The following is a 24,579-nucleotide window of genomic DNA, read 5'->3' as shown; positions in this document are numbered from 1 at the left end:
GCCCTTATTTTATCTGAATCAAAGACCCTGGTGGAAGTATGAACAAGAAACAAAAGATGCTGAAGAAGACGGCAAAGCGCGCCAAGGCCCGTCACAACAAACATACGCCGCCGACCGTAAAGAAATATATCTCTAAGGGCGATCGCGCCAAGATGCTGGCTCAGGAGCAGGCCGAGATGGCTGCCAAGGCTAATGCCGCCGAGAAGGCCGCTAAGGTCGAGGGCGAGCAGGAAGTCGCTGTTGAGACTGTTGAAACAGCTGAGCAGAAAGAAGCTTCACAAGCCGCAGAGGCAAAAGCTTCTGAATAACAGGCCTCAGAGTAATAAGGCTCAGAGTAACAAAGCTCAGAGCAACAAGGCTCTCGGCTATTGAACTAGGATTAAGCCCAACCCTTAGTCCTTCCCCCAAGCGGCGCCATCACGGGCGCCGTTTTTGTACCTCTCACTTTCAGCGTCGTTCTCATCAATTCTTATTGTAAAACCAAGCGCGGCTAGTCGCGACCCGGGCCAGTGACCAGCTCACTCACTCTATTGCTCTCCTCGCAATCTTGCTCTTCGCTGAGCTGCGCCATCTGAGCGCAGGAAGACGAGAGTGGATTGGGGCTGCTGGGGCTAAGCTCCTCGTCCAGCACCTCCTGACTGACCACAGGTACGGCGCTCGCCTGCACCTTATCTACCAATCGATAAGCGGTTAACACTCCGAGTACGCCGAAGAGGATCGCCCCCAGCACCTGGCCAATCAACACACCTTCGACGCCCCCGAGTTGGCCGCCATAATAGACGAAGGGAATGGTGCCTAGGGTCGCCTTACCCACGTTAAACAGGGTCGAATACTTGGCCTTGCCCAAGTTGTTAAAGGAGGCGTTCGCCACAAACAGGGCGCCGGAGAAGACGAAGAAGACGGCGATGTAGCGGCAGAAGAAGCGGATCAGCTCGGCGCTCTCCCCCTGCATGGCAAACAGGGCCACTATCTGCTCCTGCAGCAGCATCAGCAGCAGGGACACTGTCACCACATACAGGGCGCAGAATTGCAGCGCCTTGGTGAGACTTTGACGCACGCGTGCGAACTCCCGCGCGCCGAAGTTCTGCCCGACTATGGGGCCTATGGCGCCGCTCAGCGCGAAGATCATGCCAAAGGCCACGGGCGTCAACCTACCCAGCACGGCCCAGGCGGCCACATAGCTGTCACCAAACTCGGCGATGGCGCGGGTCACTACGGCGTTGCCTATGGGGGTGGCGATGTTGGTCATCATCGCGGGGCCCGCGATGGCAAAAATCGGCTTGATATCTTCCTTGAAGGCGGTCAAATCGAAACGGCCAAACAGCTTATGCTTGACCACCACGCCCCTTGCGGCCACCAACAGCACGGCGAGACGCGCCAGCACAGAGGCGAGCGCCGCCCCTTCGATACCCATGGCCAGCAGGAAGATGAAGATAGGGTCAAACACCAAATTAACCCCGCCCCCCGTGAGGGTCGACACCATGGAGAGTTTGGCATCGCCTACCGCCCTGAGCGCAGCTCCAAGGGCCATCGCCAGACAGATAATGGGCATGGAGGGCACCAGAATATAGAGGTAACCGGCGGCCAGCTCACCTGTGCGGCCCGTGGCGCCCACCAGGGTAAGTAGCTCCGGGATAAAACAGGTGACTATGATGGCGACAACAGAGGCCACCAGCACTGTCACCACGGCACTGTTAAGCAGCAAGCGCTTGGCCAGCTCAAACTCTTTGGCCCCCACGGCGCGAGACACCAGGGCGCCGAGGGCGATAGAGAGGCCGATACCGATAGAGGTAGTAAAGAAGGAGATGGTGCCCGCATAGCCCACGGCCGCGGCCAACTCCTGCTCCCCCAGCAGACTGAGGAAGAAGATGTCGATCAGATCCACCACAAACAACGCCGAGATGCCGATGGCGGCGGTGGAGCTCATCACCAGTATGTGGCGCATGATGGAGCCCTGGACAAACTTAGCCGTGGTCATAACGCTCCCTCATGGTCAATCACGCATACTGCCGAATAGATTGTAAACATAAGGCTCCCTAGAGGTCGGTTTCCAGCTCGTTGCCGCATTTGTCACAGTAGAGCGCCGAGACTTCGTGACCCATCTTGAGACAGTTGCTGCAGCGGCGCAGATCTTTCTTGCGCACCATCTCCTGGGAGATCTCCGAGGTCAGGATGCCGGTCGGAATGGCGATGATGGAGTAACCGATCAGCATGGTCAGCGCGGCGATCCCCTGCCCTAATGTAGTCTGCGGGGTGATATCGCCATAACCTACTGTGGTGATGGTCACGATTGTCCAGTAGATAGATTTCGGCATGGAGGTGAAACCATGCTCGGGCCCTTCCACCACATACATGATGGCGCTGAGCACCATGACGATCAGGCTGACGGAGAAGAAGAACAGAAATACCTTACGGCTCGACTGCATCATGGCCCGCAGCAGTATGTTGCCCTCGCTGAGATAACGCAGCAACTTGAGCACCCTGAAGATACGGAACAGTCGCAGTACACGGATCACCAGCGTGAAGTTGGCGCCGGGGAAGATGAGCGCCAGGTAACTGGGCAGAATGGAAAGCAGGTCCACCACACCATAGAAGCTGCGGGCATATTGCACCGGATGGGCCGAGCAGTAGAGCCTAAGCAGATACTCCAGGGTAAATATGCCGGTAAAGCCCCACTCGGCGATGCGGATCCAGTCGCCGTAGCGGTTATGCACGCTGTCTATGGTGTCGACAAATACCAGGGCGACACTCAACACGATACAGACAATCAGGCTCAGGTCGAAATAGCGACCAGCCGGCGTGTCTGTGCCGAAGATAATCTCTCTGAGTTTCTGTTTACGTGCCTCTTGCGGGGTCTCATCCATCTAAATCAACAATCCTTATCGCTTGCTATATCTTTTGCCATCTCTCATACCATAAAAACGTGCCAACCCCATGCGCTTTGATGCAACATTGAATTAACCGATCCAGCTTAATCTAAAATAAGGTATGATGAACACCCAAGTAGTGGCTTTATTTTACCGAACCAAGACGATGCAGACATTTTTTAAACAACTCCTGCTGCTCTGCCTGCTCGCCCCGTTAGGGGTTACCTGGGCGCAATCGAGTGGCCTCAGCTCGCCCCACAGCGCCAGTAAGAGCCAGATTGGCAAGGTGGATCTCGTGGTGGTTAATAAGTCTGAAGCCAGCATGTTGTTGATGCGTCAAGGTAAAGTGTTGAGACGCTACAAGATTGCCCTGGGGGATCGCCCGGTCGGCCACAAGCTGCAAGAGGGAGATCAACGCACCCCAGAGGGGCGCTACATCCTGGATTATAAGAAGGCCGACAGCGCCTACTACCGCGCTATCCATATCTCCTACCCCAACGATGAAGATAAACTCAGGGCCGCCGCACTGGGGATCAATCCCGGCGGACAGATCATGATCCATGGCCAGAATCCTAACTCCTCGCTCACCCCGGATGAAGCCCAGCGCCTCAACTGGACCGACGGCTGCATCGCCATCAAGAACGAAGAGATAGACGAGCTGTGGCGCGCCGTCGATACTGGCACCCCCATAGAGATCTGGCCATAAGACCAGTGCCGCGAGCACGGCACTAATACCCAATTTTGAGTCCACACAAGACAATTAAGATGACTGAATCTCAAGTTTCCGATGAGCTGACTTTTGACGCGCTCAAGCTGCAGTGGCCTACCTTTAGCCAAGCGATTTTAGATTTCATGAAAGAGCTAGGGCTGGATGGCTTAGGTCTCGAGTGCGACCATGCCGCCCTCAGGGTCAACACCAACCAAGGCGCCGACAGTCTAAGAGAGGCCTTCTGCCGTCAGGGTGAGATCATCTCAGATAATATGATCAACGGCCGCCCCATTCTCATCATCGCCCTCGACGCTCCCTTGGGGCTGGGTGAGCTGACGATAGAATGTATCGAGCTGCCCTACCCCGGCGATAAACGCTATCCGGTCGAGGGCTGGGAACATATCGAGTTGGTGCTGCCAGGCGGTGCGACCACCACAGAGACACTGAGTGAGCAGCTACTTGGGCGGGTACCGACACTGACCAAAGTGCTGGCTCAGGAAACGGATGTTAAGGTGAAGATGAGTTCGCCTCAAGGGGAACATGAGCGCCTGGCTAACCCCACCATCGCCTTCAAGCGGGGCAACCTCTGCATCAAGGTCCATCCCCACGGCATAAAGGCGGTTATCGCCTCAGAAGCCAAGTAGCCTGACCGCTGTCAGGCTACAGCCAAGCAACTGTTTTTTTATAAATGAACAGTCACTTGGTTTCTGCTTCAAAGCAAAGCCCCAATCTAAGCGGGCTTGATATTCTGATTCACCCTAAACAGATTGTTCGGATCGTACAGCTTCTTCAGCTGACGTAATCGTCCATAGGTTTCCCCATACGCCGACTCGGTACGATCGGATTCATCATCGGTCAGGAAGTTGATGTAGGCGCCACCGCTGGCAAAAGGCTTGGTCTTATCGAAAAACTCCCGCGCCCAGGCGATACAGCGTTTATCATCGTCGGCAGACTCCCAGCGCACATGCACGTTCAATACGTACTGAGCATCCCGAGCCGAATAAGCCATGGCATCGGCGGCCGGCAGACAGGTGGCGCAACCGATTGAGGCGATAAAGATCTCACACTGCTCAGTGGGCAGGGTACCGGCATATTCGATGGCAGTATCGATAGCCGCTTCACTAAGCTGGGTAAAATTATGGGACTTCCAATAGTTACGCGAACCGGGCGTCAACAAAGGATCGAAGGCCTGCTGCCAGGCTGCAAAGGGTTGTACGCCCACATGCTCACCCACAGGCGTGCCAAATTGACGAAGCGGCGCGATCAGTTTCTCACCTTCGGCGGGATCGCCGGCATAACAAATAGCCAGTACTATCACCTCTTTGCCATGAACCGACTCAGGGAGAAATGGCAATGGCGGCGCCTTACGAGCCACCATCCAGACACTCAGTTCCTCGGGCGCATTAGCGGTAAAGTTAACAAACTGGCTGATAACAGATTTTGCCTGCTCGAAGGGGAAAACGATGAGGCCGCTGAGGACGTCGGGCCCGAGGGGATGCAGCTTAAACTCAAATTGAGTGACTATACCGAAGTTACCACCGCCGCCGCGCAGTCCCCAGAAGAGCTCTGGTTCGCTGGCCTGACTGGCAACGAGCTGTTTGCCTTCGGCGGTCACGACATTGGCCGACACCAGGTTATCGATTGTCATGCCCAATTTGCGGCTTAACCAGCCAAAGCCACCACCTAATGTTAATCCTGCGATCCCTGTGGTGGAGTTGATCCCCACGGGTACCGCCAGGCCATGTTTCTGGGTAGCCGCGTCCACATCCGCCAGGGTACAACCCGGCTCAACCAACGCCAGTTGTTTGTCGGGGTCGACCTTGACCTGTTTCATCAAGGACAGATCGATCAGCAGGCCATCGTCACAAAGCGCCTTACCCGCGATATTGTGGCCACCACCGCGAACCGAGATGAGTAAATCATGTTCCCGGCCAAAGTTGACGGCCTTGACCACATCCTCCGCCGAGGTGCAACGGGCGATCATCCCCGGTTTTCGATCTATCATGGCATTCCAGATCTGTCGCACTTCGTCATAGTTGCTGTCTTCGGGCAAAATAACATCGCCACCAAATCCAGCCTTAAAACTGTCCACCTGAGATTGTTGTAAACCTTTCATATAAGCTGCCTCTTAAGCGTTACATCGCCGCGCAAACAATGTATGTGCCAATAAGTGCTATGCTCATTCCCTCAAGTGTAACGTCAATAATGCTTGGTTCTAGTTGGAGTAATGGAATTCATTCACGGATATAAATACGGCGTATCAAAAGAGCATCAGTCTTTATGTTAGTAGAAACCATGAGGTTTGGATAACCAGACGCATGCTCAAACGCGATTTTAAATGACGACTGCAAACGGGTTGGCGATTTAACCCTAAATTTTCTCGATGTAGAGGATAACTTCTCCTACCTTGATGCCAAACTTGCTCATCTCTGTCTTGTTGAACAGGCGCTTATCATCGAGCAGAAACATCCAATCATCTAAGGTCACCTGATAGATCTCGCCATCTACCGGGATCTCGAGTTCATACTGCCAGAACAGCGCCGCCCCTCGGGTTTGCCCAAGGGCTGTGCCCACCACATCTTGGGCGCTGCCTTGGTAGGAATTATCATCGAGCTTGGTGAGCTGCCAGGTGCGCTCGCTCTTCTCGCCGTCATCGAACACAAACCACTCCTGGATCTCGCCCCTATCGCCCAGCCAGTTAGCCAACATATCCACCTCGAAGCGCCTTATCAGGGTACCGGAGCGATCCAGCACTATGCCGTAGGCCTTTAGCTTACCGTCAAAAAAGCTGTCCAGATGCAGCTCAGGGGTGGTGTCGCTATAGTCCTCAAGTGAGGCGCTGCCACAGGCACTAAGCAGCAAGATAAAAAAGGAGGTCACAAATGCTAAAACGATATTTTTCATTGTCTTAATCCCAATAGGCCCTGTCTTAACTCAGGCTCTGAGGTGCGCTCAGATAACCAGATGGCCAGAAAAGCCTCGCCGAAGGTGCGATCCTGGATCTGCCCAAGCGGCTTGTCACCGAAGTAGAAATAGCTGTCGCCCTGACTGTTCACCCATAGGGTCAGGCTGTCACCCTCGCGCACGTCGGGCCAGAGCCCCTGGATTTGCCGCTGCCAAGAGGTTATCTGCTCGTCTGAGTACCCCAGGTGACGCCACTGCTCTACCGTGGCCTCGATAAGCAGATCGCTTTCGATATCTCGGTAGTAATTTATCTTCAGCGCCTTATCGGCACTCGCCTCATAGTCAGGCTGAGCGCTATACAGCTCTGCTCGATACAAGGTCCAAAACAGATACTGCATCTCGGCGCTACCTATCTTATGTAGCCTGTCGAGATCCGCGGCCTGAGCACTCAGGCTTAAGAGTAATAGCAATAGAACTTTGCCCATGACTCACCTCGCTTTCTTACCTAATAGCTTCTGACCTAATAAGCTTCTTACCTAATGAGCTTGTTACCGAATGAGCTTGCTAGCTTGCGGCGCTGAGACCTTCCCCTGTCCCCAAACCAGCAAGGGCAAGAGCACTGCCCAGACTGGCGCCGCGATCAACCAAAAACTGATAGCCGAGACTTGGGTCGTTAAGGCGCCCAGGCTCACGCCGGCCCAATAGCTGCCCGCCCCACCAAGGGCGCCGATGAGCATCAGCCAGGGCAGACTGAGCCCGGATAGCAGACGTAAGCTGTGATTGAGGCTCATCAGGAAGATCACCCACAGCAGGGCTAGCCAGAGGGGAAATGCAGACTCGACACCGCGAAAGGTGCCGAGGGCGATGAGCGCTCCATCCACAAGCAGCCCAAGCGGTAAAAGCGCCATCAGCCTAAGATCCGCCTTCACACAGGGGGACAGCAGACAGTGCAGCACGATCAGCCCAGAGATGATGTAGCTGGCCGAGTTTGTTAACCAGGCCGCCGACCACCAGGCCAGCTGAAACAGGCCAAGATTAATAAGCCAGAACGCTTTCATCCTGAGCACCAAAATACCTGGGCTTACGGGCGACCAGATGATGGGTGGCGATCAGTCGCTCCTTAAATGCCCCTTCGCAGTAGCAGAAGTAAAACAGCCAGAGACGCTTAAATTGCTCGTCATAGCCAAGCGCCTCCAGTTCCGGCCAGGCCTGGTCGAACGCCTGACGCCAGTCGTACAAGGTTCTGGCATAGTGCAGGCCGATATCCTCCAGATCGCAGATCACCATGTCGGTTCGCTTGGCCAGCTGCTCACTCATCACGGCCACAGACGGCAGACAGCCACCGGGGAAGATATATTTCTGAATGAAGTCGACGCCTTTACGGTATTTTTCGTAGCGGCCATCACTGATGGTGATCGCCTGCAGCAGCATCTTGCCATCATCCTTCAGCAAGCCCGAGCAGGTCTCAAAAAATGTCCCCAGATACTCGTGGCCCACCGCCTCAATCATCTCTATCGACACCAGCTTGTCATACTGGCCTGTCAGGCGGCGATAGTCCTGCTTGAGCAGGGTTATCTGGTCGCTAAGGCCCGCCTGCTCAATCCGCGTCTTGGCATATTGATACTGGGCATCGGATATGGTGGTCGTGGTGACGCGGCAGCCATAGTGCTGCGCCATATAGATGGCCAGCGCCCCCCAGCCTGTGCCTATTTCCAGCACATGCTCGCCGGGTTTTAGCTCAAGCTTTTCGCAGATGGTTTGCAGCTTATGCTGCTGGGCCTTAGCGAGCGTCTGAGCACTGTCGCCGTAAAGCGCGCAGGAGTAGAGCATAGAGTCATCGAGGAAGCGCTCGTAGAGCTCGTTACCAATATCGTAGTGGGCCAGGATGTTGCGCTTGGCGCCCTGCTCAGTATTGCGCTGACTCAGCCTTAGCAGCAGATGCTTGATGCGGGTCAGCCAGGCCATCTTCTGCTCCAGCGCATCCAGCCGGGTTTGATTGCGGGCCATCACCTGAATCAGGCGGGTGAGATCCGGGCTGGTCCACTTGCCATCGAGAAAGGCCTCGGCGGCGCCTATGCTGCCCCCCTGGATAAGGTCGCGATAGAAGCTGGGATCCAACACATTTATCTGAGCTCTGAGGCTTGCACTGCGCTCACCAAACTGCTGCTGTGTATCACCTTCGATGAGGGTGATAAAGCCGCCTTTGAGCTGGCCCAACAGGCGAATGACCAGGGCGCGATACTTCTGCATTGTGCCCAGTTCCACTGTCACAGCGCGAGGCCTTACACCATTTACTTGTTTGATTGTCTGTTCCATCTCTACCTCGCTAAATGAAATACCATCTACTTCTGGGTTGTCGCCATGCTCTGCTGCTGTCCGCCTGCGCTAACTGCACCTCTAGCGTGACTGGCTACTGGTTTAACTCGCGCTATCGGCATCTGGGTGCGCGATAAAGGGCACCCGCTTGAGAAACAGCTTAAGCGCCTGCCAGTAGATCCCGAGTAGCATCTTCACCGTCATCGCAGGGATTCTGACCCAGGTGCTCAGCAGATTAGCCGGAGTGATCCTTTGCCTGTCGAGTGCCAGGGTGGCATCGAACACCTTAGCCTCCTGATGGTTCTCGATATGCACCAACGCCTTGGCCGCCGGCGGCGAAACTCGCCAATGATAGGTCATCTCCATCGCCATAAAGGGCGACACATGAAATGCCTTCTTCAGCTTCATTTCGCCCTCCAGGCTCAGCAGGTAGTAATGCCTCTGGTTCCAGGGGGTGTTACTCACCTCGGCCAACATATAGCGGCAAACCTGCTGCGCGTCGTAACAGAAGTAGAAGTTGATGGGGCTGAAATAAACCCCTAAGCAGCGGCACTGAGCCAGCATCACTACCCTGTTTTCTGTCTGCCAACTTCCACCGAGTGCGGCGACTTTCTGGGCAATACGCTGCTTAAGGCTGCCGGGTTCATTTTTGAGGTAATCTTTTTCGTTAAAACGTATGGGGTTGAACCAACGCTGGCCAAACAGCCAGCTACGGGAGCTAACATCTGCCAACTCGTCGAGGTCCAGCCCCATCATGTAGAGGCGATAGCCAAAGGCGTGTGGGATCTCACCAAACCTGCGATGGCGTACCTGGCCGGTATAGATACCGCTATGCTCCACAGGGGCTTTTGGCTCTCGCTGCTCGCTCGCTTGAGAGGCAACAGATGATTGGCCATTGACGCTCATAGGCTCATCCCGAAGCGCTTGGTGACATCCAGGGCGCTGCGCACCCCATCTTCATGAAAGCCGTTATACCAGTAGGCGCCGACAAAGTGAGTGTGGGACTTACCGCAGATTTCCAGGCGTCGCTGCTGGGCGCGGCAGCTGGCCTCGTTAAGCACTGGATGATGATAGACGAAGCGGCGCAGCACCTTATCTTCGGCTATCTCCTCACTCTGATTCAGGGTGACGCAGAAGGTGGTATCGCTGTCGATCCCTTGGAGGATATTCATGTTGTAGGTGACGCAGGCGGCGCGCTCGAGATTATCATCCAGCATATAGTTCCAGCTCGCCCAGGCCAGTGGCTGCTTAGGCAGCAGACTGATGTCTGTGTGCAGCACCACCTCGTTACGGCTATAGGGAATGCCGCCCAGCACGGCTTGCTCATCGACCGTGGCGTCCCCTAACAGGGCCAAGGCCTGGTCCGAGTGACAGGCGAAGATCACCTCATCGAATACCTGGGTCTCGCCCCCTTGCAACACCAGCCTCACCTCACCCTCCTGGCGATAAACCCCCTCAATCTGGCTACCTAAATGTACCGGACAAGAGAGGCCCGCGAGGATCGCCTCAACATACTGACGTGAGCCACGGGGCACCACATACCACTGGGGCCTGTCGCTGATGTTGAGCAGGCCATGGTTGTAGAAGAAACGGATGAAGAACCTAAGCTCGAAAGCCTGCATCTCTTTCAGGCTGGTCGACCAGATGGCCGCGCCCATGGGCAGAATGTAGTGTTCGCTGAAAAAGCGAGAAAAACCATGTTGCTGCAGAAATTCCCCCAGGGTCATCCCATCAGGTACCGTATCCTGGCCGTAACACTCCTTGCAGAGACGATTGAATCTTAAGATCTCACTTAGCAGACGCCAAAAACGGGGACGAAACAGATTACGCCGCTGGGCAAACAGGCTATTGAGGCCGTGGCCGTTGTACTCGAAACCCGTCTGGCGATTGTGCACGCTAAAACTCATCTCGGTAGCCTGCCCCTCGATACCGAGCAAGGCCAGCAGACGATTGAAATTAGGATAGGTCCTGTCGTTAAACACGATAAAGCCGGTATCTATGGCATAGTCGCGCCCCTCATGGTGCACATCGACCGTGGCCGTGTGTCCACCCACATAATCGTTTTGCTCAAACAGGGTCACATCATAATGCTTGTCCAGCAGATAGGCGCAGGTCAGGCCCGAGATACCCGAGCCAATAATGGCAATTTTTTTCATGGAGACACCATCCTCATGGCGAGACGGCGCCAGAGCGAAAAAGGTAACAGTGAGAGGCTCTGCATCAGCCAGATAAACAGGCGTGGGAAGCGAATGTCGCGCTTGCCCTTGGCGATGCCGCGCATTATGGTCGAGGCGGCCTCCTCGGCGCCGATCATCATGGGCATGACAAAGGTGTTTCTATCCGTTAGCGGCGTCTGCACGAAGCCTGGATGCACCAAGGTTACCTCTATCTGATGCTTAGCCAGATCGATCGCCAGCACCTTGGCCAGATAACTCAGCCCCGCCTTAGAGGCGCCGTAGGCTTCGGCTCGTGGCAGCGCCAAAAGCTGGGCGCTGGAACTGACCAACACTAGGCGACCGCCAGGCTTCAAATTGGGTAACCAGGCCTGCAGGGCGTAGCCGATGGCGATAAGGTTAATATTGATAATTTTGTCGAAACGCTCGGCATCAAAATTAAGCGCATCGTCGATATATTCGCAGTCGCCAGCGTTAAGAATAAGCAGATCCAGCGGCCCATGGTCGGCAGCGAGCGCAGGATAGCTATCGTACTGCATCAGATCGAAACACAGGGTGCTGATGTTAGGCTGCGCCTCTGTCAAATCATCTAGCTTTGTCTGGCTGCGACCGCAGGCGATTACCTGATGCCCGGCCTTGGCATAGCCAAGGGCGAGCTGCTTGCCTATTCCAGAGGTGGCACCCGTTATCATTAGTTTCATCCCTGCCTCCTAGTTCAAGGCGCGGCGTTTGACCGCGCGGATAAGGCCACCGAGCAGCGGCAGCTGTTCATACAACATGGCGCCGACATCGAAATAATCCCTGTGATAGACAACCTTGTTGTCTTTGGCCTTCAGTCGAGAATGTCCCTCGACCACGATGGGCTGGCTGCCGTTAAGCTGCTTGTGCCTGAAGGTCATGGTCCAGTAGACGGCGGCTTCACCTTGAACCTCAAACACATGCTCGATAGTGAATTCACAGCTGATCACCTGGCGGTAGAGGCCCTGAAAGTAGCCCAGCAGGTTATCCAGCCCCTCGACGCGATGCAGAGGGTCGCAGAACACCACCTCGGGATGATAGATCTTGCGCAGCGCCTCCAGATTATCCGTACCCAGTTCGCGGTACACGGCAGTAAAGTTTTGTAACCACAGGGCGCTAGCCATCATCTTCGTCATCCTATTCCACCTTATAAAATGCCAGGGCCCTTTGGCGCGCCGCCTTATGGTCCACTATTGGCGCAGGGTAGATCTCAGCCTTGCCCTGACTCGCTAAATAGTCATGGGGGAAGTGGATCTGCTTGTCGGGCACCTCACTCAACTCTGGTAGATATTTACGGATGAAGTCACCCCGAGGATCAAACTTTTGGCTCTGGGTGATGGGGTTAAAGATCCTAAAATAGGGCTGGGCATCGCAGCCCGTGCTGGCGGCCCACTGCCAGCCGCCGTTGTTGGCACTGAAATCGCCGTCGATCAGCTGCTGCATGAAGAAGCGCTCGCCCTTGTGCCAGTCCACCAGCAGATGCTTGGTAAGGAAACTCGCCACTATCATGCGCAGGCGATTGTGCATCCAGCCGGTACGGCGCAGCTGTTTCATGGCCGCATCGACTATGGGATAACCGGTTCGCCCCTCACACCAGGCCTGAAAGTGGGCCTCGTTATTGGGCCAGGGCAGCGACTCGTACTTGGGCTGAAAGCTTCTGCCCTTGATAAGCTCGGGATAGTGAAACAGCAGATGTTTGTAGAAATCCCGCCAGATCAGCTCGTTGAGCCAGGTGAAGGCGCCGTGCTGAGTGTCGTATATCACCTCTGGATGACGCTGTACCAGTTGCAGCGCTAGCCAGCGCGAGCTAATCGCCCCTATGGCCAGATAAGGCGACAGGCCTGATGTCCCCTTGATGGCCGGAAAGTCGCGCCGCGCGCCATATTCGAGCAGCTTGTCTTGCCAGAAATGGGGCAGCAGCTGACTCATCACCTGCTCACTGTCGGGCCATCGGCTGGAGTCCACCAGGGGATAATCTAGGCTGATGCTTGATGATTGTGGTGTTGGCTGTGGTGTTAGCTGTTGTGCTAGCTTAGCCGTTGCTTGAGCATCACCGACCAATTTTGCCGGCGTCGGCACACACTCTATGCCCTGCGCCGCCACACACTTTAGCCAGGCCTTCTTGAAAGGGGTAAAGACCTTAAACATCTCCCCCTGCTGGTTGAGCACGCTACCCGGCGGCAAGATGGTATCGTTTTGCCACAGGCGCAGATCGATCCCCGCCGTCATTACCTGTTTATCGCGCTCCTGCTCATCGAGCTCAGACTCGCTGTTGGCCAGCAGCAGCTTGACGCCATGGTCGCGGCAGTAGTCACAAAGAACTTTTACCTGATTGCTAAAGTCTTCGGCGGATAAGATGACCAGTTCGATGCCGTACTCAGCTAACCCACCTGCCATCAACTCTAGGTGACGACGAATGAGATCGGCTTTTATCGGCGCCATATCATGTTGCTGCCACTGGGCTGGAGTGGCGATAAAGAGCGCCTGTTTCACCCCGAGCCGCACCGCCTCACACAGGGCGGGATTATCATGGAGACGGAAATCCCGTCTCAGCCACAAGAGTGCGCTCAATAGCCGTACCTCAATCTCAGCTCCTTAGGATGGGGGTTCAGATAGGCCTGCTGCAGCAGGTATTCATTTGGAAACTCAATAAGATAATGTTTTATCAGGGTCAGCGGCACCAGGAGTGGGGACAGCCCCTCTCGATAGGCGGCGATCTCCTGGGTCAGCTCGCGGCGCTTATGCTCGTCAAGCTGACGCTTAAAGTAGCCCTGCAGATGTTGCAGCGTATTGGTGTGACTGCGACGGGACGCCTTATGTTTAAGCGCCTGCATCAGCCCCGAGATATAACGCTCACTCTGCTCCTCTAGGTCAATGTCGGCGCGGCCCAACAGACGGCCCAGCTCGCGATAGCTCTCGACATGATGGCTCATCACCAGATACTTATGGGCGCTATGGAACTGGATCAGCTTGTGCCGGGTCAGCCCCTCCGCCTTGAGATCCAGCCACTTCTGATAGGTGAAGATGCGGGTGGTGAAGTTTTCGCGAATGATGGGGTCGTTCAGCCTACCATTCTCCTCACAGGGCAAGAGCGGATTAGCCTTCATCACCTGCTCGGCAAAGATGCCGATGCCGGTGGACTCTGAGCCCTTGCCGTGGTGATGATACACCTTGACCCGCTCCATGCCGCAGCTTGGGCTCTTGGCGCAAAACACGAACCCCGCCAGATCCTGATAGTTCTGGGCGACCTTGGCACCGAAGTCTTTAAGGGCCTGGGTCACATCGCCGCTGCCGTCGGGGCGGGACACGGTAATGATGTTATCCCGCACTATCTGCCTGATGGTCGGGCGCGGCACCGGCAGGCCGATGGCCATCTCGGGACACACAGGTTTAAATTCGGCAAACTCCGCCAGCTGCTCCATACAGAAGCCCGATTTCTTGTGGCCTCTGTCGAAACGCACCGGCTCGCCCATCACACAGGCACTGATGCCAATCTTCAATTTCTTCTTCATGGCGCCTCCAGTTGGCAGACTCGGATTAGTACTCGAATTAGTACTCGGATTAATAGATAAAACGTCCGATTGGGTTAAGCAGCTGGCTCATCCCTTGGGTGAAACGAATGGCGTCGCTCGATACCGTGAGACAGACACAGCCCTCCTCTGTCACCGGCTGATGAGTGTGCTGACCGTCGAGCCAGATGAAATCGCCCTTGCGATATTCGCCCATCTCATCGGTGAAACTGCCCTGCAGCAGCAAGGTGATCTCGAACCCTTTGTGGGTGTGACAAGGCACGCTGCCACCTTTGTCTATGTGCAGCAGGCTCATCCTGAGGTCACCATCGTCCAGCGCCAGGCGCGAGCGGGACAGCTTACCCATACCCTGCCACTCCTTGAGGGGGATAGACTTAAGCGCGGTCGGCAGCGGGATGCGCTCACCGCCCACGGCTATCTCGGTGACGGTTTGCGGCAACTGCTGCGTATCGTCACGCTCCAGGGCCGTGATGGCGTTAATGCAATCAGCAAACTCGTCTGAGTCGCCGAACTGGTCGAAAGTATCAAAATCGTCCAAGCCATCAAAATCGTCAAAACCATCAAAATCGTCCAAGGCAGAAACATCCGTTAAGCCAGCGGCCTGAGGCTCATCTCGTAAGCCTTCTTGACGAGACTCGCCGAAGGCGTCGGTGGCGGCCTGCTCGGTGAGAGCCTGCACCGCTCGGGTACACTCGCTGCATAGCTCCACATGGCTGGCGACCAATACGGATACCGAGGCGGGTAAGTTACCGGCAACAAACTGTGCCAGAACGTCAGAAGTGGGATGGTGATTAATCATGCTGCTGGTCTCCCATCTGCTGCTTGAGTTTTGCCAGGGCGAGCCTGAGTCTGGATTTGATGGTGCCGATTGGCACGCCAAATTGCTGGGCCAGCTGCTCCTGGGAGAGCTCCTGATAGTAGACACCCTTGACCACGGCGCGCTGGGCCTCTGGCAGGCTGTCGATATAGGCCAGCATCTGCTTCTCCATCAGATGATCGGCGAAATGCAGCGGCTCTTCATCGCTCTGGACCTGCGCCAGGTCCAATGGCCAGATATCGTCGCCCAGGTTCATCTCGGCCTTGGCCTTGACGCGCCTGAGCATATCGAAGGCGGCGTTGCGCATCACGGTATAGACCCAAGTAGTGGCCGCACCTTTGTCGCCGTCATAGAGATGCGCCTTGCGCCAGACGTTACTCATGGTCTCCTGCACCAACTCGTGTGCCTGAGCCTCGTTGCCTAGCTGCTTGATACCAAAGCGTTTGATCTTAGGTGCAAAGAATTGAAACAGGCGGGTAAACGCCTGCTTGTCCCTTGCATCAGCAACCCGCACCAGCCAGGTCGACAGCTCGGCGGGCACCTGCGTCTCTGGATGACTCTTGATATTCGCACTCCCTTTATCCGGGGCGCCAGCGCTAACAAATGTCTGCATCTGTACTCACGTATGACCCTTACATAAAGGCCTATACGCAGGTGTGCGCGGCGAGGATCAATTAATTTTGTCCTGACCCAAAATGAATGTATCGAGAAACGATTTTGCCTGGGGAAAACTGCCGGGCAAGATGAATTTCTCCTTCTCATTCAAAGATAAAGGCAATATCTCTAAAAAGCGAGCGCAGACCCAATCCAGGCGATTAAATTCTGGTTGCGGGTAGAGTTCGGCCAATTGTGGATGCTTGGCAAACAGGGCGCTCAGGGCGAGCCCCAGTTCGCCGCGCTTGGCACTGGCGGCAAGAGTCGGCCAGTGGTCACGGTAATGACAGCGAGCCATCAAGAGCCCATCTCCACGCACATCGAAACTGTCCAGGCTCACCAGGTGACTGGCCCTAACATCGATCACCAGCAGGCCATCTTCGCCGTGGTGAAAATCGATTATCTGCACCTTAGTGCCCCAGTCGGGCACATTGAAGTCAAACGCCTTATCGTAGCGGGCGATCACAAAGCCCTTGCCTGTAGACTCGGCCGCCACGGATTCTGAAACCAAGGATTCTGAAACCATGGCAAGATAACGCTGCTCGAAGATCCTCAGGCGCTGCACGCCCCCCGGCAGCACAAATAGCGGCAGGGGAAAAACCGCCAGGGTCTGCTCCGCTAGCTTAGTGGGCTGCTGTTGCCGCGACTCTGTGTGACCCGCTTGCTGCGCCCCGGTAGCAGGGCTGGTTTCATGGGTGATCTTCATACTGATTGACACGACTCATCTGCTTAAATGCTTTCCAACGCAGAAACCTAAGCGCAGTAACTTTGCTGCTTACGATATCTGCTTGACCTATAACTTGCATACGCAGCGCCGATGAGAATCGATCACCTAAGTACCAGATGGGATACGCAAGCGAAGGATTAATAAAAAGCGGAGTTAATAACAGGAGACATGAAAAAGGCGACCCTTGGCCGCCTTCACTAATATTTCATTCCACTCTCCTTGTCAGAGAGCACTTTTCCCTACTCGCCCTACTTCCCTACTTCCCTACTTCCCTACTTCCCTACTTCCCTACTTATTGGCCTGTTTGGTCTGTTTGGCCTGGGTTTGACGCTCAAGCACACTCGCCATGGACGGTACCACAGTCACGGGATCCAGTCGCATCTGGAACCAGTTGAGGCGCCAGTCAAGGTGCGGCCCGGTGGCGCGTCCGGTGGCGCCCACCTCGGCAACCGGCTGGCCCTGTTTGATGGTCTCACCCGGCTTCACATACAGCTTGCTCAGATGCAAAAAGCTAGAGCTCACCCCATAGCCGTGATCGATGATCATAGTGCCGCCAGAATAAAACATGTCAGGTACCGAGAGGGTCACCACGCCATCGGCGGGCGCCACCACCACAGTGCCCGTCTTGGCGGCGACATCCACGCCATAGTGAGGATTACCCGGCTTGCCGTTATAGACCCGCTGGCTGCCATACACGCCCGAGATGCGCCCCGTCAGCGGCCAGATGAAGTCTTGAGTAAAGGCAGTCTGCCCCGAGAAGGTGGCTCTGGCCGCCTTGACCTGCTTGCTGTCTTTGGCCGCGCGCTCTAGGGCCTTAGGATCTGGCTTCATGATCTTCTTGGCGATGCCGTTGACCTTGTCTATCTTGTACTGCTTCTCGCTTATCTTGAGTGGCATAAGCTGGGTCAGGCCATCTGGGTAGACAAGTTTAAGCTCTTGATTCAGAGTGGCTTCCCGCTCGAAGCCGAAGGCAAACAGCCCCTCGGGGCTGACCTTGACCGGCTCGCCGTTGAGCCATACCTGGGTTCCCGCCTGAGCCTGGCCGCGGATCAGCGCGCCCTGCTCCATCTTGCCACTCAAGTTAACCTCGGCCTTAGCGCCCACGGCGCCACCAAGACAGAGTACAGCCACAACTAAGCGCAACAAGTTCAAATTCGACTCCTATCGATTCAGGCTAATAAAGGATTAAGGCTAACTAAAACGTCTGACAAGCTGCTAGACGTGGCGCTCGCCTTTAGAGGCGATGGCGCCCTTACCCACGCCTTCATAGGCGATAACCTTAAATTCGCTCTCTGGGTTTTCGCTCGCCAACGTGGTGGCGATAAAGTCGGCCAGCAGCTCTACCGTGGTGTCGTGGGGGATGATCTCACAGCGCTTCTTAGGCATGGCCAACTGAAAATCCCCTTGCGGCGCCACATAGTGGAAACCATAGTGGGTCTCATCGCTCACGCTTGTCTGAGGTGACAGGTCCAGCTCGTCCACCTCGACCAGGTCATCTTCGCTGCCGAGATAGATATCTTTCCAGCGGCGGGCCCAATACTCGTCCCACTTAGGCGCGGCGATACCATTTTCAAACACGTTGATCGGGCTGCGATGACCGTGAGCGATGCGCTGACAGTTACCATCGTGCTTCTTCAGGCCATGTGAGTAGTGATAATAAGGCGTTTCATGCAGCTCGTTACGCAGTGTCAGCGCAATGCCCTGTACGTTGTCGGGCAGCACCTCTTTCAAGGCTTTTTGCAAGAAGGCGTTAACACTGTCGAAATCGATAATTTCCGTCGGGATCAGGGCAAAGGCCTGGGCGGGACAGGCAAGATGAATATCCCCCTGTAGACTGTTGAAGTCCATCCAAACACGATCGCCCTGCTGCTGCCATCTGACCTCGGCGCAGGCGGTGGGGATCAGCAGGCGGTGATCGGCCACATCGTCAATGGTGTTCTTGATAGTGCGTTTCACCTTGGCAAAATCCAGCACCATGTTCTGATCGTCCAGGCCACCATCGAGCAGCACATCGACGATCCAGCTCTCTCCCACCATGCCACGGATAGGACACAGGTAAGAAAAATCGATTACGGTTAAATCTCTAACAAAAAGTTGCATTTACGCTCCGTCGGCAGAAAAACAGTCCACCTTAATTGATCCCATCGGCAAACGGCCGGAGGACACTCTAGTTTCAACAGATAATTTCAACTCATCTGCGATATTTTAGCAAGTCGCACAGGGCCTAAGCGTTCGCCGCCTGACCATTACAAGCTATTTAAAGCATCATAAACGAAAAAAGCGTCTAACACAGACGCTTTTTTCTGGCGCTGAATAGCCCGTTAATGGGTTACTGACCGCCCTTGAGGCGACGATCCAGCTGATCTTTCAGGTTAGCCGGCACGCCCTTGATCAAGATAGAATCTGAGATGGGATCATAGATCACCCGCTCGCCCAGATGCTGACCGTCGAAACTGATGGTCACGCCACCACCAGTACCGGAGAACTTTTTCAGCTGACGCAGGGTCGGCTTATCGCCGGGAAACTCCTCTTCCAGCTCATAGTCGCCGCCCTGGGCGAAGTCATAGAAGGAGTCCATGCCCGCATCGGCCAGTTCATCGGCCAGGTCTTTAAGCTGAATGTCTGCGCCGCTATCGACTCGCTCGGTGCAGTACTCGAACACCTTCTCGCGGCACTGCTGGCGCTCATCCTTGGTCAGCTCGCTGCTGGCCACGAAATCTTCTACCGCGTTCATCAGCGACTTGTTCTGCGCCTTGGTATTCACCCCTTCGACACAGCCCATGAAGTCGAGGAAGAAGTCCGCCACCTTACGTCCGGCGCGGCCGCGCACGAAGGAGATATACTTGAGCGAGTCCGGATCGGCCTGCCACTCGGTCAAATCGATACGGGCAGCCAGCTGCACATTGTTAAGATCCAGGTGAGTGTTTTGCGACAGCTCCATGTCATCCAGAACCGTCATCGACGACTTGGCGTTGAGCAGAGAGACAAACAGGTAATCGCTGGTCATATAAGTATAACAGGCCAGCACCAGGAAGCCGCCTTGGCTGAAGTCATACTTGGCGAGCTCTTCCTGCAGCAGCTTACCCGCCATGCCTGAGAACTCGACGAACCCAAGCTCGCCACCCAGATACTGGCTCAGGGCCTCTTTAAACTGTGGGTTGGCTTCACCATCTTCGCCGTGGGTACCAAAATGACCAAACCCCTTACCCGACTTACTGGTGTAGGTTTGATGCAGCTCTTCGAGCATGGCTTCGACGGCTTGACTATTTAGTAGCGGTTGTGGACGCAATCTACAGCTGAGCTGGCCTTCGCCATCTTGGGATATCGCGTGAATAATTGCTTGTTCGACGTTAATACTCATAAGCCTCGATAGTGATGTTGGTAGAAATCCGTTATTATATGCCGCTATTTCAAATTAAAGTGAAAAAATTTTTAAATATGGCTATCCAATCTAAATATTCAAACGCCCAGGTCGAAGCCGTTATCGCCGAGATCCTGGCAGTACTCGACAAGCACCAGGCGCCGACCGACCTCAGCCTTATGGTGCTGGGCAACTGTGTCACAGATCTGCTGCTACGCAAGGTGCCTGAAGAAGCGCGTGCCCAAGTGGCCGAGCAGTTTGCCAAGGCGCTGACCCAGTCGGTAAAAAGCTAACACTAACGGCTAAAAAAGCGGTTTTTGTTCGCAAAAAACTGGCCAATCCGCCTTAAAAAAAATTAAGATAGACAAGTATTTCAACAAATAACGGATCCCTATGATCGAGCGTAAAAAAGAGATGGGCCGTGATCGTGTGTCACGCTTAGTCAGTTGGGGGCATTGGTTTGCCTTCTTCAACGGCTTCTTGGCGATGATAGTCGGCGTCCGTTATATTGAAACCGTCGGCGCGCCCGAGTCTTGGATTGGCTGGGGCTATCTGGCCATCAGCACCCTGGGGCATTTTAGCTTCCTCGCCTTCATCGTCTATCTGGTGGTGCTGTTTCCCATCACCCTACTGCTGCCCTACTCAAAGATATTGCGCGGGCTCGCCGCCTTTGCCGCCACCCTTGGCCTGTGTATCTTGTTGTATGACACCCTGATTTACGACGACTATGGTCTGCACCTTAGTCCATTTGTGTTCGACATCGCCTGGGCCGATCTCAATGCCCTGCTGCAAGGCACCTCTTATATCGTCACGCCGCTGGGGATCATCATCCTGGAGCTGACCGCCGCCAACTACCTGTGGAAGCGTATAGAAAAGATCCGCAAGTCTAACTACGGCCCTAAGGTGGTGTTGTTTATCGGCCTCTGTTTCGTCAGCAGTCACCTGATTCATATCTGGGCAGACGCCGCCGATATCACAGAGATCACCCGCCTGGATGACGCCTATCCACTCTCTTATCCTGCCACCGCGCGCTCCTTCATGGAGAGCCACGGCATAGAGAAAAGCAGCAAGGCACAAGACCCAAGCAAGCTACAACCGAGTCTCAACTACCCAATATCGCCGCTGCAGTGTAGCGCCGACCCAGAGCTTAACATCTTGGTGATCGCCATCGATGGCTTCAGGGCCGATCTGGTAGACAAAGAGACCATGCCCTTCCTGTACGAATACGGCAAACACAACCATGAATTTAAGCAGCACCTGAGCGGCGGCAATATGCACAACAGCGGCATGTTCTCCCTACTCTACGGCCTGCAGGGTAGCTATATCGCCGCCAGCGATCTCAGCTATCGCTCACCTGTGTTCACCCAGGAGCTGGCCAAACAGGGCTACACCCTGGCGCGTTTCGCCCCTGAAACCAGCAATATCGAGCCACAGGCCATCTATCAGGATATGACCTCGCACATTCAGCCGCTCACCAACGGCGTGGCCGATGCCGATATTCAATCCATCGACAGCTTTAACCAGTGGCGTATGCAGCAAGACAAGCCTTGGTTTGCCCTGCTCAACCTGCAGAGCCCCGACAGCTACGACACCCCAATCGGTTTCTTGGGTATCGAGACGGTGAAGCCAAGCACGCCGCTCAAGCCGGCACAGAAAGTGCTGTTCAACCAATACCGTCAGTCGCTCAACTTTGTCGACAAGCAGCTGCAAAAGCTTATCGAGCGCCTACCGGCCAGCACCTTCGTGATGGTCACCGGCGTGTCGGGCAAGGTGTTTACCGGCGACAACGACAACCAGCGTGGCAACCTGTCACCGGCCAACGTGCATGTGCCTTTGATCATCCACTGGCCCGGCATGGAGTATGACAAGACGGTCACCTATCCCAGCAGCCACTACGGCGTGGTGCCGACCCTGATGACCCAGCTGCTCGACTGCACCAACAAGCCGAGCGACTACAGCGCCGGGCGCAACATACTGCAGCCCCAAAGCGAGAACTGGACCTATATCGGCGACAACCTAGTGTTTGGCATCTATCAGGAAGATGAGATCACTGTGATCGACAGACACGGCAAGTACCGTATCTATAACCGTGACTATAGCCAGCGTCTGCGCAACAAGAAGATAAGCGCGCCCGAGCTGATCCAGGTGATGCGCGAAGGACGACGCTTCTACAATCACTAGAAACTTGAGTCACTGAACATTAGATCGCTATGCGCCAACGACTTAGGTTGAGCCGACAGCGACTATAAACTAGCCAGTCGATAGGGCTCAACCGCCGAAACACTTGCACAGGGGCAAACGACTTGATAAAGTTCTGCCTGTTCGAAGCAGGCCCCAAGTCTTTGCTGCTTTGGATAAAATCGGTATGTAGCGCAGCCCGGTAGCGCACTGTCATGGGGTGTCAGGGGTCGGAGGTTCGAATCCTCTCATACCGACCAAATACTAGAAAAGCCAGCTGAGAAGCTGGCTTTTTGCTATCTGGGATTTGTTAACTGCTCTATCATATATCTATTTAGTAGTCGGAAAGACCGCACGCAGTTTAGATATGGTCACTGTTTGAAATGATAAATTAACAGGCAGGCGCCACTAGGCTTAGTAGTAATAAACCAGCATCCTCTAATGGTCGAATAACAAATCATTGTGATGATCCATAAAAAAATCGAGACAATGAACTTGATATCATTGTCTCGATTTACACAGTTAGATCGAATTGAAAACTTTTTGAAAATCACCCAGAACGTGATTTTCCTTCTCTATCTGCAAGAGCTACAAAATTAATGGTAGGCAACATAATTGGGTCATGTCCAGACAGCAAAAGTAAATTAGCAACATAAGCCCTTAAAAATGGAAAAGCTATTGCTGGTGAATTAACGGATATAAATTTTGAGCTCTTAAACTGTTCATCAATAACATCATCACAACTGAAATGAGAACGGTACTCTATTTCATATCTATACCCAGCCTTGTGAACAACGTTAACCTGAAAGTCTATACAGTAATCTCTTGATTCTTCTTCCGAAAATTTAGGAGTAAACCCAAAATGCAAAGAATTTTCGTCTTCAAAAACGTCATCATTAACGGGCTTTACAAGCAAACTTACTACTTCACTATCTATAATCTTAATTTTCATTTCTTAGGCAGCCAACGCATATTCATCGTCATTTGCGCTACAGCATTCTCCATCATCAATATGAATAGGTAGCGCATCAATACAAATTCCAAAAAACTGAACATCCATTTCTGAATCATACAGTTGAGTATATAAATCCCTTTTCATATAGTAAGGCTGCAATGTCTGAAAAGATTCAAGCACTTCAGACACTGTCGGTCCACCGACAACATTTAGGCGATTGAAATCCTGTAAAAAAACTTCATCCTCTACACTATTCAGCCACTCTTCAGCAAGTTTTAATGTATTCTCATAAAGTTCATTCATAGCTACTGTCTCCTTAAAGTTAACTATGACCAAAAATATCATGCCACTGGGTGCACTATATCCTTATCAACTATGTTTCCTGCCGCATGTTCAAACAAACATAGCTGTTGTCTAGTAACTAAAAACATTTTCTCCCTAGAAACAGGAGTAAATTTAATCTCTTTATCTTCAAAAGACCCTTCCGCTTTATAGGCTGTATCTTGAGCCTTTATAGCATCAAATGGAAAAATACCGTCATTGTTAAGAGCTTGTTCTCTATAATGTTGAATTATAGTAGATACCGTTGGATTGCTCTTTCGCCCCTCTGATGCCCTTTCAAGTTTAGACTGATACAACCTCATAAGTTCAGAAAATAGCATCTGCTGTCCAGTATTGCCGACCAAATCGAGCAATCGTTGCCCGCAAATTCGAATATCACACTCTAATATCGCATAGTGACCATTGTAGGATTGATTACCCCACTTATGAGCGAAAAATGTCGAATCAGTCCAAAAATAATACCCTGTACTCAACCACTGCCATCTTAGAGGTTTCGCCCCACTTTCAGTACTTCGAAAAGGAGCATGTTGTCTAACATAATCCAAACCACCATCAAGCTTACAAGTGTGAAATCCTTTAATTTGTATATTTTCTACTTTGAGCACACTCGTAAATCCATTTTCGAAACATAAAGATAAGGCACCAAAAAGCACGCAGGGGAGCCCAAATTGACTTAACACTTCTGTGCGATAAAGAAGCAATGCTTTAAAAAACTATCGCAAAATTTCGCGCGAATTCTACCCGATTTTTACATTTTAATCAAAACATTATCGCTTAAACATAAAACGAATGTTTATGAAATAAAAGCCAAACTATACGTATCATACTTCCAATGCACAGTACAGAATTTCCCCCCTACAGAACTTGGTAACAGCGGATTAACTCCAATTATCATACAAACTACTTACTAACTTTGTATTCATTTTCACTAATTGAGTATCACTATGGTTCAATTACCAAGGGGAAAAATCTGCCCCAACAAATTTAGCATAAGTAATTTTTGCATTAACTCTCAACGGAATGACTC

Annotated in this window: 27 protein-coding genes and 1 tRNA gene; 6 read left to right on the top strand and 22 right to left on the bottom strand. The window is 53.5% G+C overall.

From position 1 onward, the window contains the following. Positions 1–38 precede the first annotated feature (38 nt). Positions 39–308, top strand: a complete 270-nt coding sequence (locus K0H80_RS07580; protein ID WP_220073596.1) for a DUF2986 domain-containing protein — start codon at positions 39–41, stop codon at positions 306–308. A 182-nt stretch (positions 309–490) separates the two neighbouring features. On the opposite strand, the gene K0H80_RS07575 is transcribed toward K0H80_RS07580, so the two are convergent. Beyond that, entirely contained in the window at positions 491–1,978 is a 1,488-nt protein-coding gene (locus K0H80_RS07575; protein ID WP_011865291.1) for an MATE family efflux transporter, read from the bottom strand. Between the two features lie 58 nt (positions 1,979–2,036). Continuing rightward, positions 2,037–2,864 carry an ion transporter gene (locus tag K0H80_RS07570; protein ID WP_011865290.1) on the bottom strand — a complete coding sequence of 276 codons (828 nt, stop codon included), beginning with the start codon at positions 2,862–2,864 and terminating at the stop codon, positions 2,037–2,039. Positions 2,865–3,033: 169 nt separating this feature from the next. Between K0H80_RS07570 and K0H80_RS07565 the strand changes: the two genes are divergently transcribed. Then, complete coding sequence (locus K0H80_RS07565) at positions 3,034–3,573, top strand: L,D-transpeptidase family protein (protein ID WP_041511743.1); 540 nt, start codon at positions 3,034–3,036, stop codon at positions 3,571–3,573. Between the two features lie 59 nt (positions 3,574–3,632). Further along, positions 3,633–4,220 (top strand): VOC family protein, encoded by a 588-nt coding sequence (locus tag K0H80_RS07560; protein WP_220073595.1) that lies wholly within the window; start codon positions 3,633–3,635, stop codon positions 4,218–4,220. Positions 4,221–4,306: 86 nt separating this feature from the next. Here K0H80_RS07560 and K0H80_RS07555 read toward each other — a convergent pair whose 3' ends face one another. From K0H80_RS07555 to yejK, 17 genes are all read right to left on the bottom strand, one after another. Further along, positions 4,307–5,692 (bottom strand): FAD-binding oxidoreductase, encoded by a 1,386-nt coding sequence (locus K0H80_RS07555; RefSeq protein ID WP_220073594.1) that lies wholly within the window; start codon positions 5,690–5,692, stop codon positions 4,307–4,309. Positions 5,693–5,946: 254 nt separating this feature from the next. Further along, a complete protein-coding gene (locus tag K0H80_RS07550) occupies positions 5,947–6,480 on the bottom strand; it encodes a DUF3833 domain-containing protein (protein WP_220073593.1) in 534 nt (177 codons plus the stop codon). After that, positions 6,477–6,965: a chalcone isomerase family protein gene (locus K0H80_RS07545; protein WP_220073592.1), complete on the bottom strand. Its 489-nt coding sequence runs from the start codon at positions 6,963–6,965 to the stop codon at positions 6,477–6,479. Before K0H80_RS07545 ends, K0H80_RS07550 begins: the two co-directional genes overlap by 4 nt. Before the next feature lie 63 nt (positions 6,966–7,028). Next, the gene (locus K0H80_RS07540) at positions 7,029–7,538 is read right to left on the bottom strand and encodes a DUF2878 domain-containing protein (protein WP_220073591.1); all 510 of its coding nucleotides are present in this window, start codon (positions 7,536–7,538) and stop codon (positions 7,029–7,031) included. Continuing rightward, entirely contained in the window at positions 7,516–8,751 is a 1,236-nt protein-coding gene (locus K0H80_RS07535) for a class I SAM-dependent methyltransferase (protein ID WP_350354815.1), read from the bottom strand. The genes K0H80_RS07540 and K0H80_RS07535 overlap by 23 nt, the downstream gene beginning before the upstream one ends. Before the next feature lie 147 nt (positions 8,752–8,898). Beyond that, positions 8,899–9,702 (bottom strand): DUF1365 domain-containing protein, encoded by an 804-nt coding sequence (locus tag K0H80_RS07530; protein WP_258406204.1) that lies wholly within the window; start codon positions 9,700–9,702, stop codon positions 8,899–8,901. Then, positions 9,699–10,952: an NAD(P)/FAD-dependent oxidoreductase gene (locus K0H80_RS07525; protein WP_220073589.1), complete on the bottom strand. Its 1,254-nt coding sequence runs from the start codon at positions 10,950–10,952 to the stop codon at positions 9,699–9,701. The genes K0H80_RS07530 and K0H80_RS07525 overlap by 4 nt, the downstream gene beginning before the upstream one ends. Further along, positions 10,949–11,671, bottom strand: a complete 723-nt coding sequence (locus K0H80_RS07520) for an SDR family NAD(P)-dependent oxidoreductase (protein ID WP_220073588.1) — start codon at positions 11,669–11,671, stop codon at positions 10,949–10,951. The genes K0H80_RS07525 and K0H80_RS07520 overlap by 4 nt, the downstream gene beginning before the upstream one ends. Positions 11,672–11,680: 9 nt before the next feature. Continuing rightward, on the bottom strand, positions 11,681–12,124 hold the full coding sequence (locus K0H80_RS07515; protein WP_220073587.1) for a nuclear transport factor 2 family protein: 444 nt from the start codon (positions 12,122–12,124) through the stop codon (positions 11,681–11,683). A gap of 1 nt (position 12,125) precedes the next feature. Next, entirely contained in the window at positions 12,126–13,559 is a 1,434-nt protein-coding gene (gene phrB / locus K0H80_RS07510; RefSeq protein ID WP_220073586.1) for a deoxyribodipyrimidine photo-lyase, read from the bottom strand. Beyond that, the gene (locus K0H80_RS07505) at positions 13,556–14,500 is read right to left on the bottom strand and encodes a YbgA family protein (RefSeq protein WP_220073585.1); all 945 of its coding nucleotides are present in this window, start codon (positions 14,498–14,500) and stop codon (positions 13,556–13,558) included. The genes phrB and K0H80_RS07505 overlap by 4 nt, the downstream gene beginning before the upstream one ends. A gap of 49 nt (positions 14,501–14,549) precedes the next feature. Next, entirely contained in the window at positions 14,550–15,317 is a 768-nt protein-coding gene (locus K0H80_RS07500) for a ChrR family anti-sigma-E factor (protein WP_220073584.1), read from the bottom strand. After that, positions 15,310–15,948, bottom strand: a complete 639-nt coding sequence (locus K0H80_RS07495) for a sigma-70 family RNA polymerase sigma factor (RefSeq protein ID WP_220073583.1) — start codon at positions 15,946–15,948, stop codon at positions 15,310–15,312. The genes K0H80_RS07500 and K0H80_RS07495 overlap by 8 nt, the downstream gene beginning before the upstream one ends. A 57-nt stretch (positions 15,949–16,005) precedes the next feature. After that, positions 16,006–16,707, bottom strand: a complete 702-nt coding sequence (locus K0H80_RS07490) for an LON peptidase substrate-binding domain-containing protein (RefSeq protein ID WP_220073582.1) — start codon at positions 16,705–16,707, stop codon at positions 16,006–16,008. A gap of 297 nt (positions 16,708–17,004) precedes the next feature. Next, the gene (locus K0H80_RS07485) at positions 17,005–17,847 is read right to left on the bottom strand and encodes a M23 family metallopeptidase (RefSeq protein ID WP_491572524.1); all 843 of its coding nucleotides are present in this window, start codon (positions 17,845–17,847) and stop codon (positions 17,005–17,007) included. An 84-nt stretch (positions 17,848–17,931) separates the two neighbouring features. Continuing rightward, positions 17,932–18,816 carry a 6-carboxytetrahydropterin synthase gene (locus tag K0H80_RS07480; protein ID WP_144198469.1) on the bottom strand — a complete coding sequence of 295 codons (885 nt, stop codon included), beginning with the start codon at positions 18,814–18,816 and terminating at the stop codon, positions 17,932–17,934. Positions 18,817–19,045: 229 nt separating this feature from the next. Further along, entirely contained in the window at positions 19,046–20,077 is a 1,032-nt protein-coding gene (gene yejK, locus K0H80_RS07475) for a nucleoid-associated protein YejK (RefSeq protein WP_220073580.1), read from the bottom strand. Between the two features lie 77 nt (positions 20,078–20,154). Here yejK and K0H80_RS07470 point away from each other — a divergent pair, with 77 nt between their 5' ends. From K0H80_RS07470 to K0H80_RS07460, 3 genes are all read left to right on the top strand, one after another. Continuing rightward, positions 20,155–20,370: a YejL family protein gene (locus K0H80_RS07470; protein WP_011865270.1), complete on the top strand. Its 216-nt coding sequence runs from the start codon at positions 20,155–20,157 to the stop codon at positions 20,368–20,370. A gap of 100 nt (positions 20,371–20,470) precedes the next feature. Beyond that, positions 20,471–22,258 (top strand): DUF3413 domain-containing protein, encoded by a 1,788-nt coding sequence (locus K0H80_RS07465; RefSeq protein WP_220073579.1) that lies wholly within the window; start codon positions 20,471–20,473, stop codon positions 22,256–22,258. 180 nt (positions 22,259–22,438) lie between these two features. Beyond that, positions 22,439–22,515, top strand: a tRNA-Pro gene (locus K0H80_RS07460). 290 nt (positions 22,516–22,805) lie between these two features. On the opposite strand, the gene K0H80_RS07455 is transcribed toward K0H80_RS07460, so the two are convergent. The 3 genes from K0H80_RS07455 to K0H80_RS07445 are packed head-to-tail and all read right to left on the bottom strand — an operon-like array spanning position 22,806 to position 24,157. Beyond that, complete coding sequence (locus K0H80_RS07455) at positions 22,806–23,207, bottom strand: protein-export chaperone SecB (RefSeq protein ID WP_220073578.1); 402 nt, start codon at positions 23,205–23,207, stop codon at positions 22,806–22,808. Between the two features lie 3 nt (positions 23,208–23,210). Further along, entirely contained in the window at positions 23,211–23,513 is a 303-nt protein-coding gene (locus tag K0H80_RS07450) for a hypothetical protein (protein WP_220073577.1), read from the bottom strand. 38 nt (positions 23,514–23,551) lie between these two features. Then, complete coding sequence (locus K0H80_RS07445) at positions 23,552–24,157, bottom strand: hypothetical protein (protein ID WP_220073576.1); 606 nt, start codon at positions 24,155–24,157, stop codon at positions 23,552–23,554. Positions 24,158–24,579: the final 422 nt, after the last annotated feature.

This window comes from Shewanella aegiceratis (assembly GCF_019457495.1).
In the GTDB taxonomy this organism is placed as follows: domain Bacteria; phylum Pseudomonadota; class Gammaproteobacteria; order Enterobacterales; family Shewanellaceae; genus Shewanella; species Shewanella loihica.
This window is presented reverse-complemented; position numbering and strand designations above follow the sequence as displayed.

Coding starts and splice junctions, on each gene's coding strand:
- K0H80_RS07525 (WP_220073589.1), bottom strand. CDS start 10,952: ATGAAAAAAATTGCCATTATTGGCTCGGGTATCTCGGGCCTGACCTGC.
- K0H80_RS07570 (WP_011865290.1), bottom strand. CDS start 2,864: ATGGATGAGACCCCGCAAGAGGCACGTAAACAGAAACTCAGAGAGATT.
- K0H80_RS07450 (WP_220073577.1), bottom strand. CDS start 23,513: ATGAATGAACTTTATGAGAATACATTAAAACTTGCTGAAGAGTGGCTG.
- K0H80_RS07545 (WP_220073592.1), bottom strand. CDS start 6,965: ATGGGCAAAGTTCTATTGCTATTACTCTTAAGCCTGAGTGCTCAGGCC.
- K0H80_RS07465 (WP_220073579.1), top strand. CDS start 20,471: ATGATCGAGCGTAAAAAAGAGATGGGCCGTGATCGTGTGTCACGCTTA.
- K0H80_RS07455 (WP_220073578.1), bottom strand. CDS start 23,207: ATGAAAATTAAGATTATAGATAGTGAAGTAGTAAGTTTGCTTGTAAAG.
- K0H80_RS07470 (WP_011865270.1), top strand. CDS start 20,155: ATGGCTATCCAATCTAAATATTCAAACGCCCAGGTCGAAGCCGTTATC.
- K0H80_RS07505 (WP_220073585.1), bottom strand. CDS start 14,500: ATGAAGAAGAAATTGAAGATTGGCATCAGTGCCTGTGTGATGGGCGAG.
- K0H80_RS07565 (WP_041511743.1), top strand. CDS start 3,034: ATGCAGACATTTTTTAAACAACTCCTGCTGCTCTGCCTGCTCGCCCCG.
- K0H80_RS07530 (WP_258406204.1), bottom strand. CDS start 9,702: ATGAGCGTCAATGGCCAATCATCTGTTGCCTCTCAAGCGAGCGAGCAG.
- K0H80_RS07495 (WP_220073583.1), bottom strand. CDS start 15,948: ATGCAGACATTTGTTAGCGCTGGCGCCCCGGATAAAGGGAGTGCGAAT.
- K0H80_RS07480 (WP_144198469.1), bottom strand. CDS start 18,816: ATGCAACTTTTTGTTAGAGATTTAACCGTAATCGATTTTTCTTACCTG.
- K0H80_RS07540 (WP_220073591.1), bottom strand. CDS start 7,538: ATGAAAGCGTTCTGGCTTATTAATCTTGGCCTGTTTCAGCTGGCCTGG.
- K0H80_RS07560 (WP_220073595.1), top strand. CDS start 3,633: ATGACTGAATCTCAAGTTTCCGATGAGCTGACTTTTGACGCGCTCAAG.
- K0H80_RS07555 (WP_220073594.1), bottom strand. CDS start 5,692: ATGAAAGGTTTACAACAATCTCAGGTGGACAGTTTTAAGGCTGGATTT.
- K0H80_RS07550 (WP_220073593.1), bottom strand. CDS start 6,480: ATGAAAAATATCGTTTTAGCATTTGTGACCTCCTTTTTTATCTTGCTG.
- K0H80_RS07520 (WP_220073588.1), bottom strand. CDS start 11,671: ATGAAACTAATGATAACGGGTGCCACCTCTGGAATAGGCAAGCAGCTC.
- yejK (WP_220073580.1), bottom strand. CDS start 20,077: ATGAGTATTAACGTCGAACAAGCAATTATTCACGCGATATCCCAAGAT.
- K0H80_RS07575 (WP_011865291.1), bottom strand. CDS start 1,978: ATGACCACGGCTAAGTTTGTCCAGGGCTCCATCATGCGCCACATACTG.
- K0H80_RS07580 (WP_220073596.1), top strand. CDS start 39: ATGAACAAGAAACAAAAGATGCTGAAGAAGACGGCAAAGCGCGCCAAG.
- K0H80_RS07515 (WP_220073587.1), bottom strand. CDS start 12,124: ATGACGAAGATGATGGCTAGCGCCCTGTGGTTACAAAACTTTACTGCC.
- K0H80_RS07500 (WP_220073584.1), bottom strand. CDS start 15,317: ATGATTAATCACCATCCCACTTCTGACGTTCTGGCACAGTTTGTTGCC.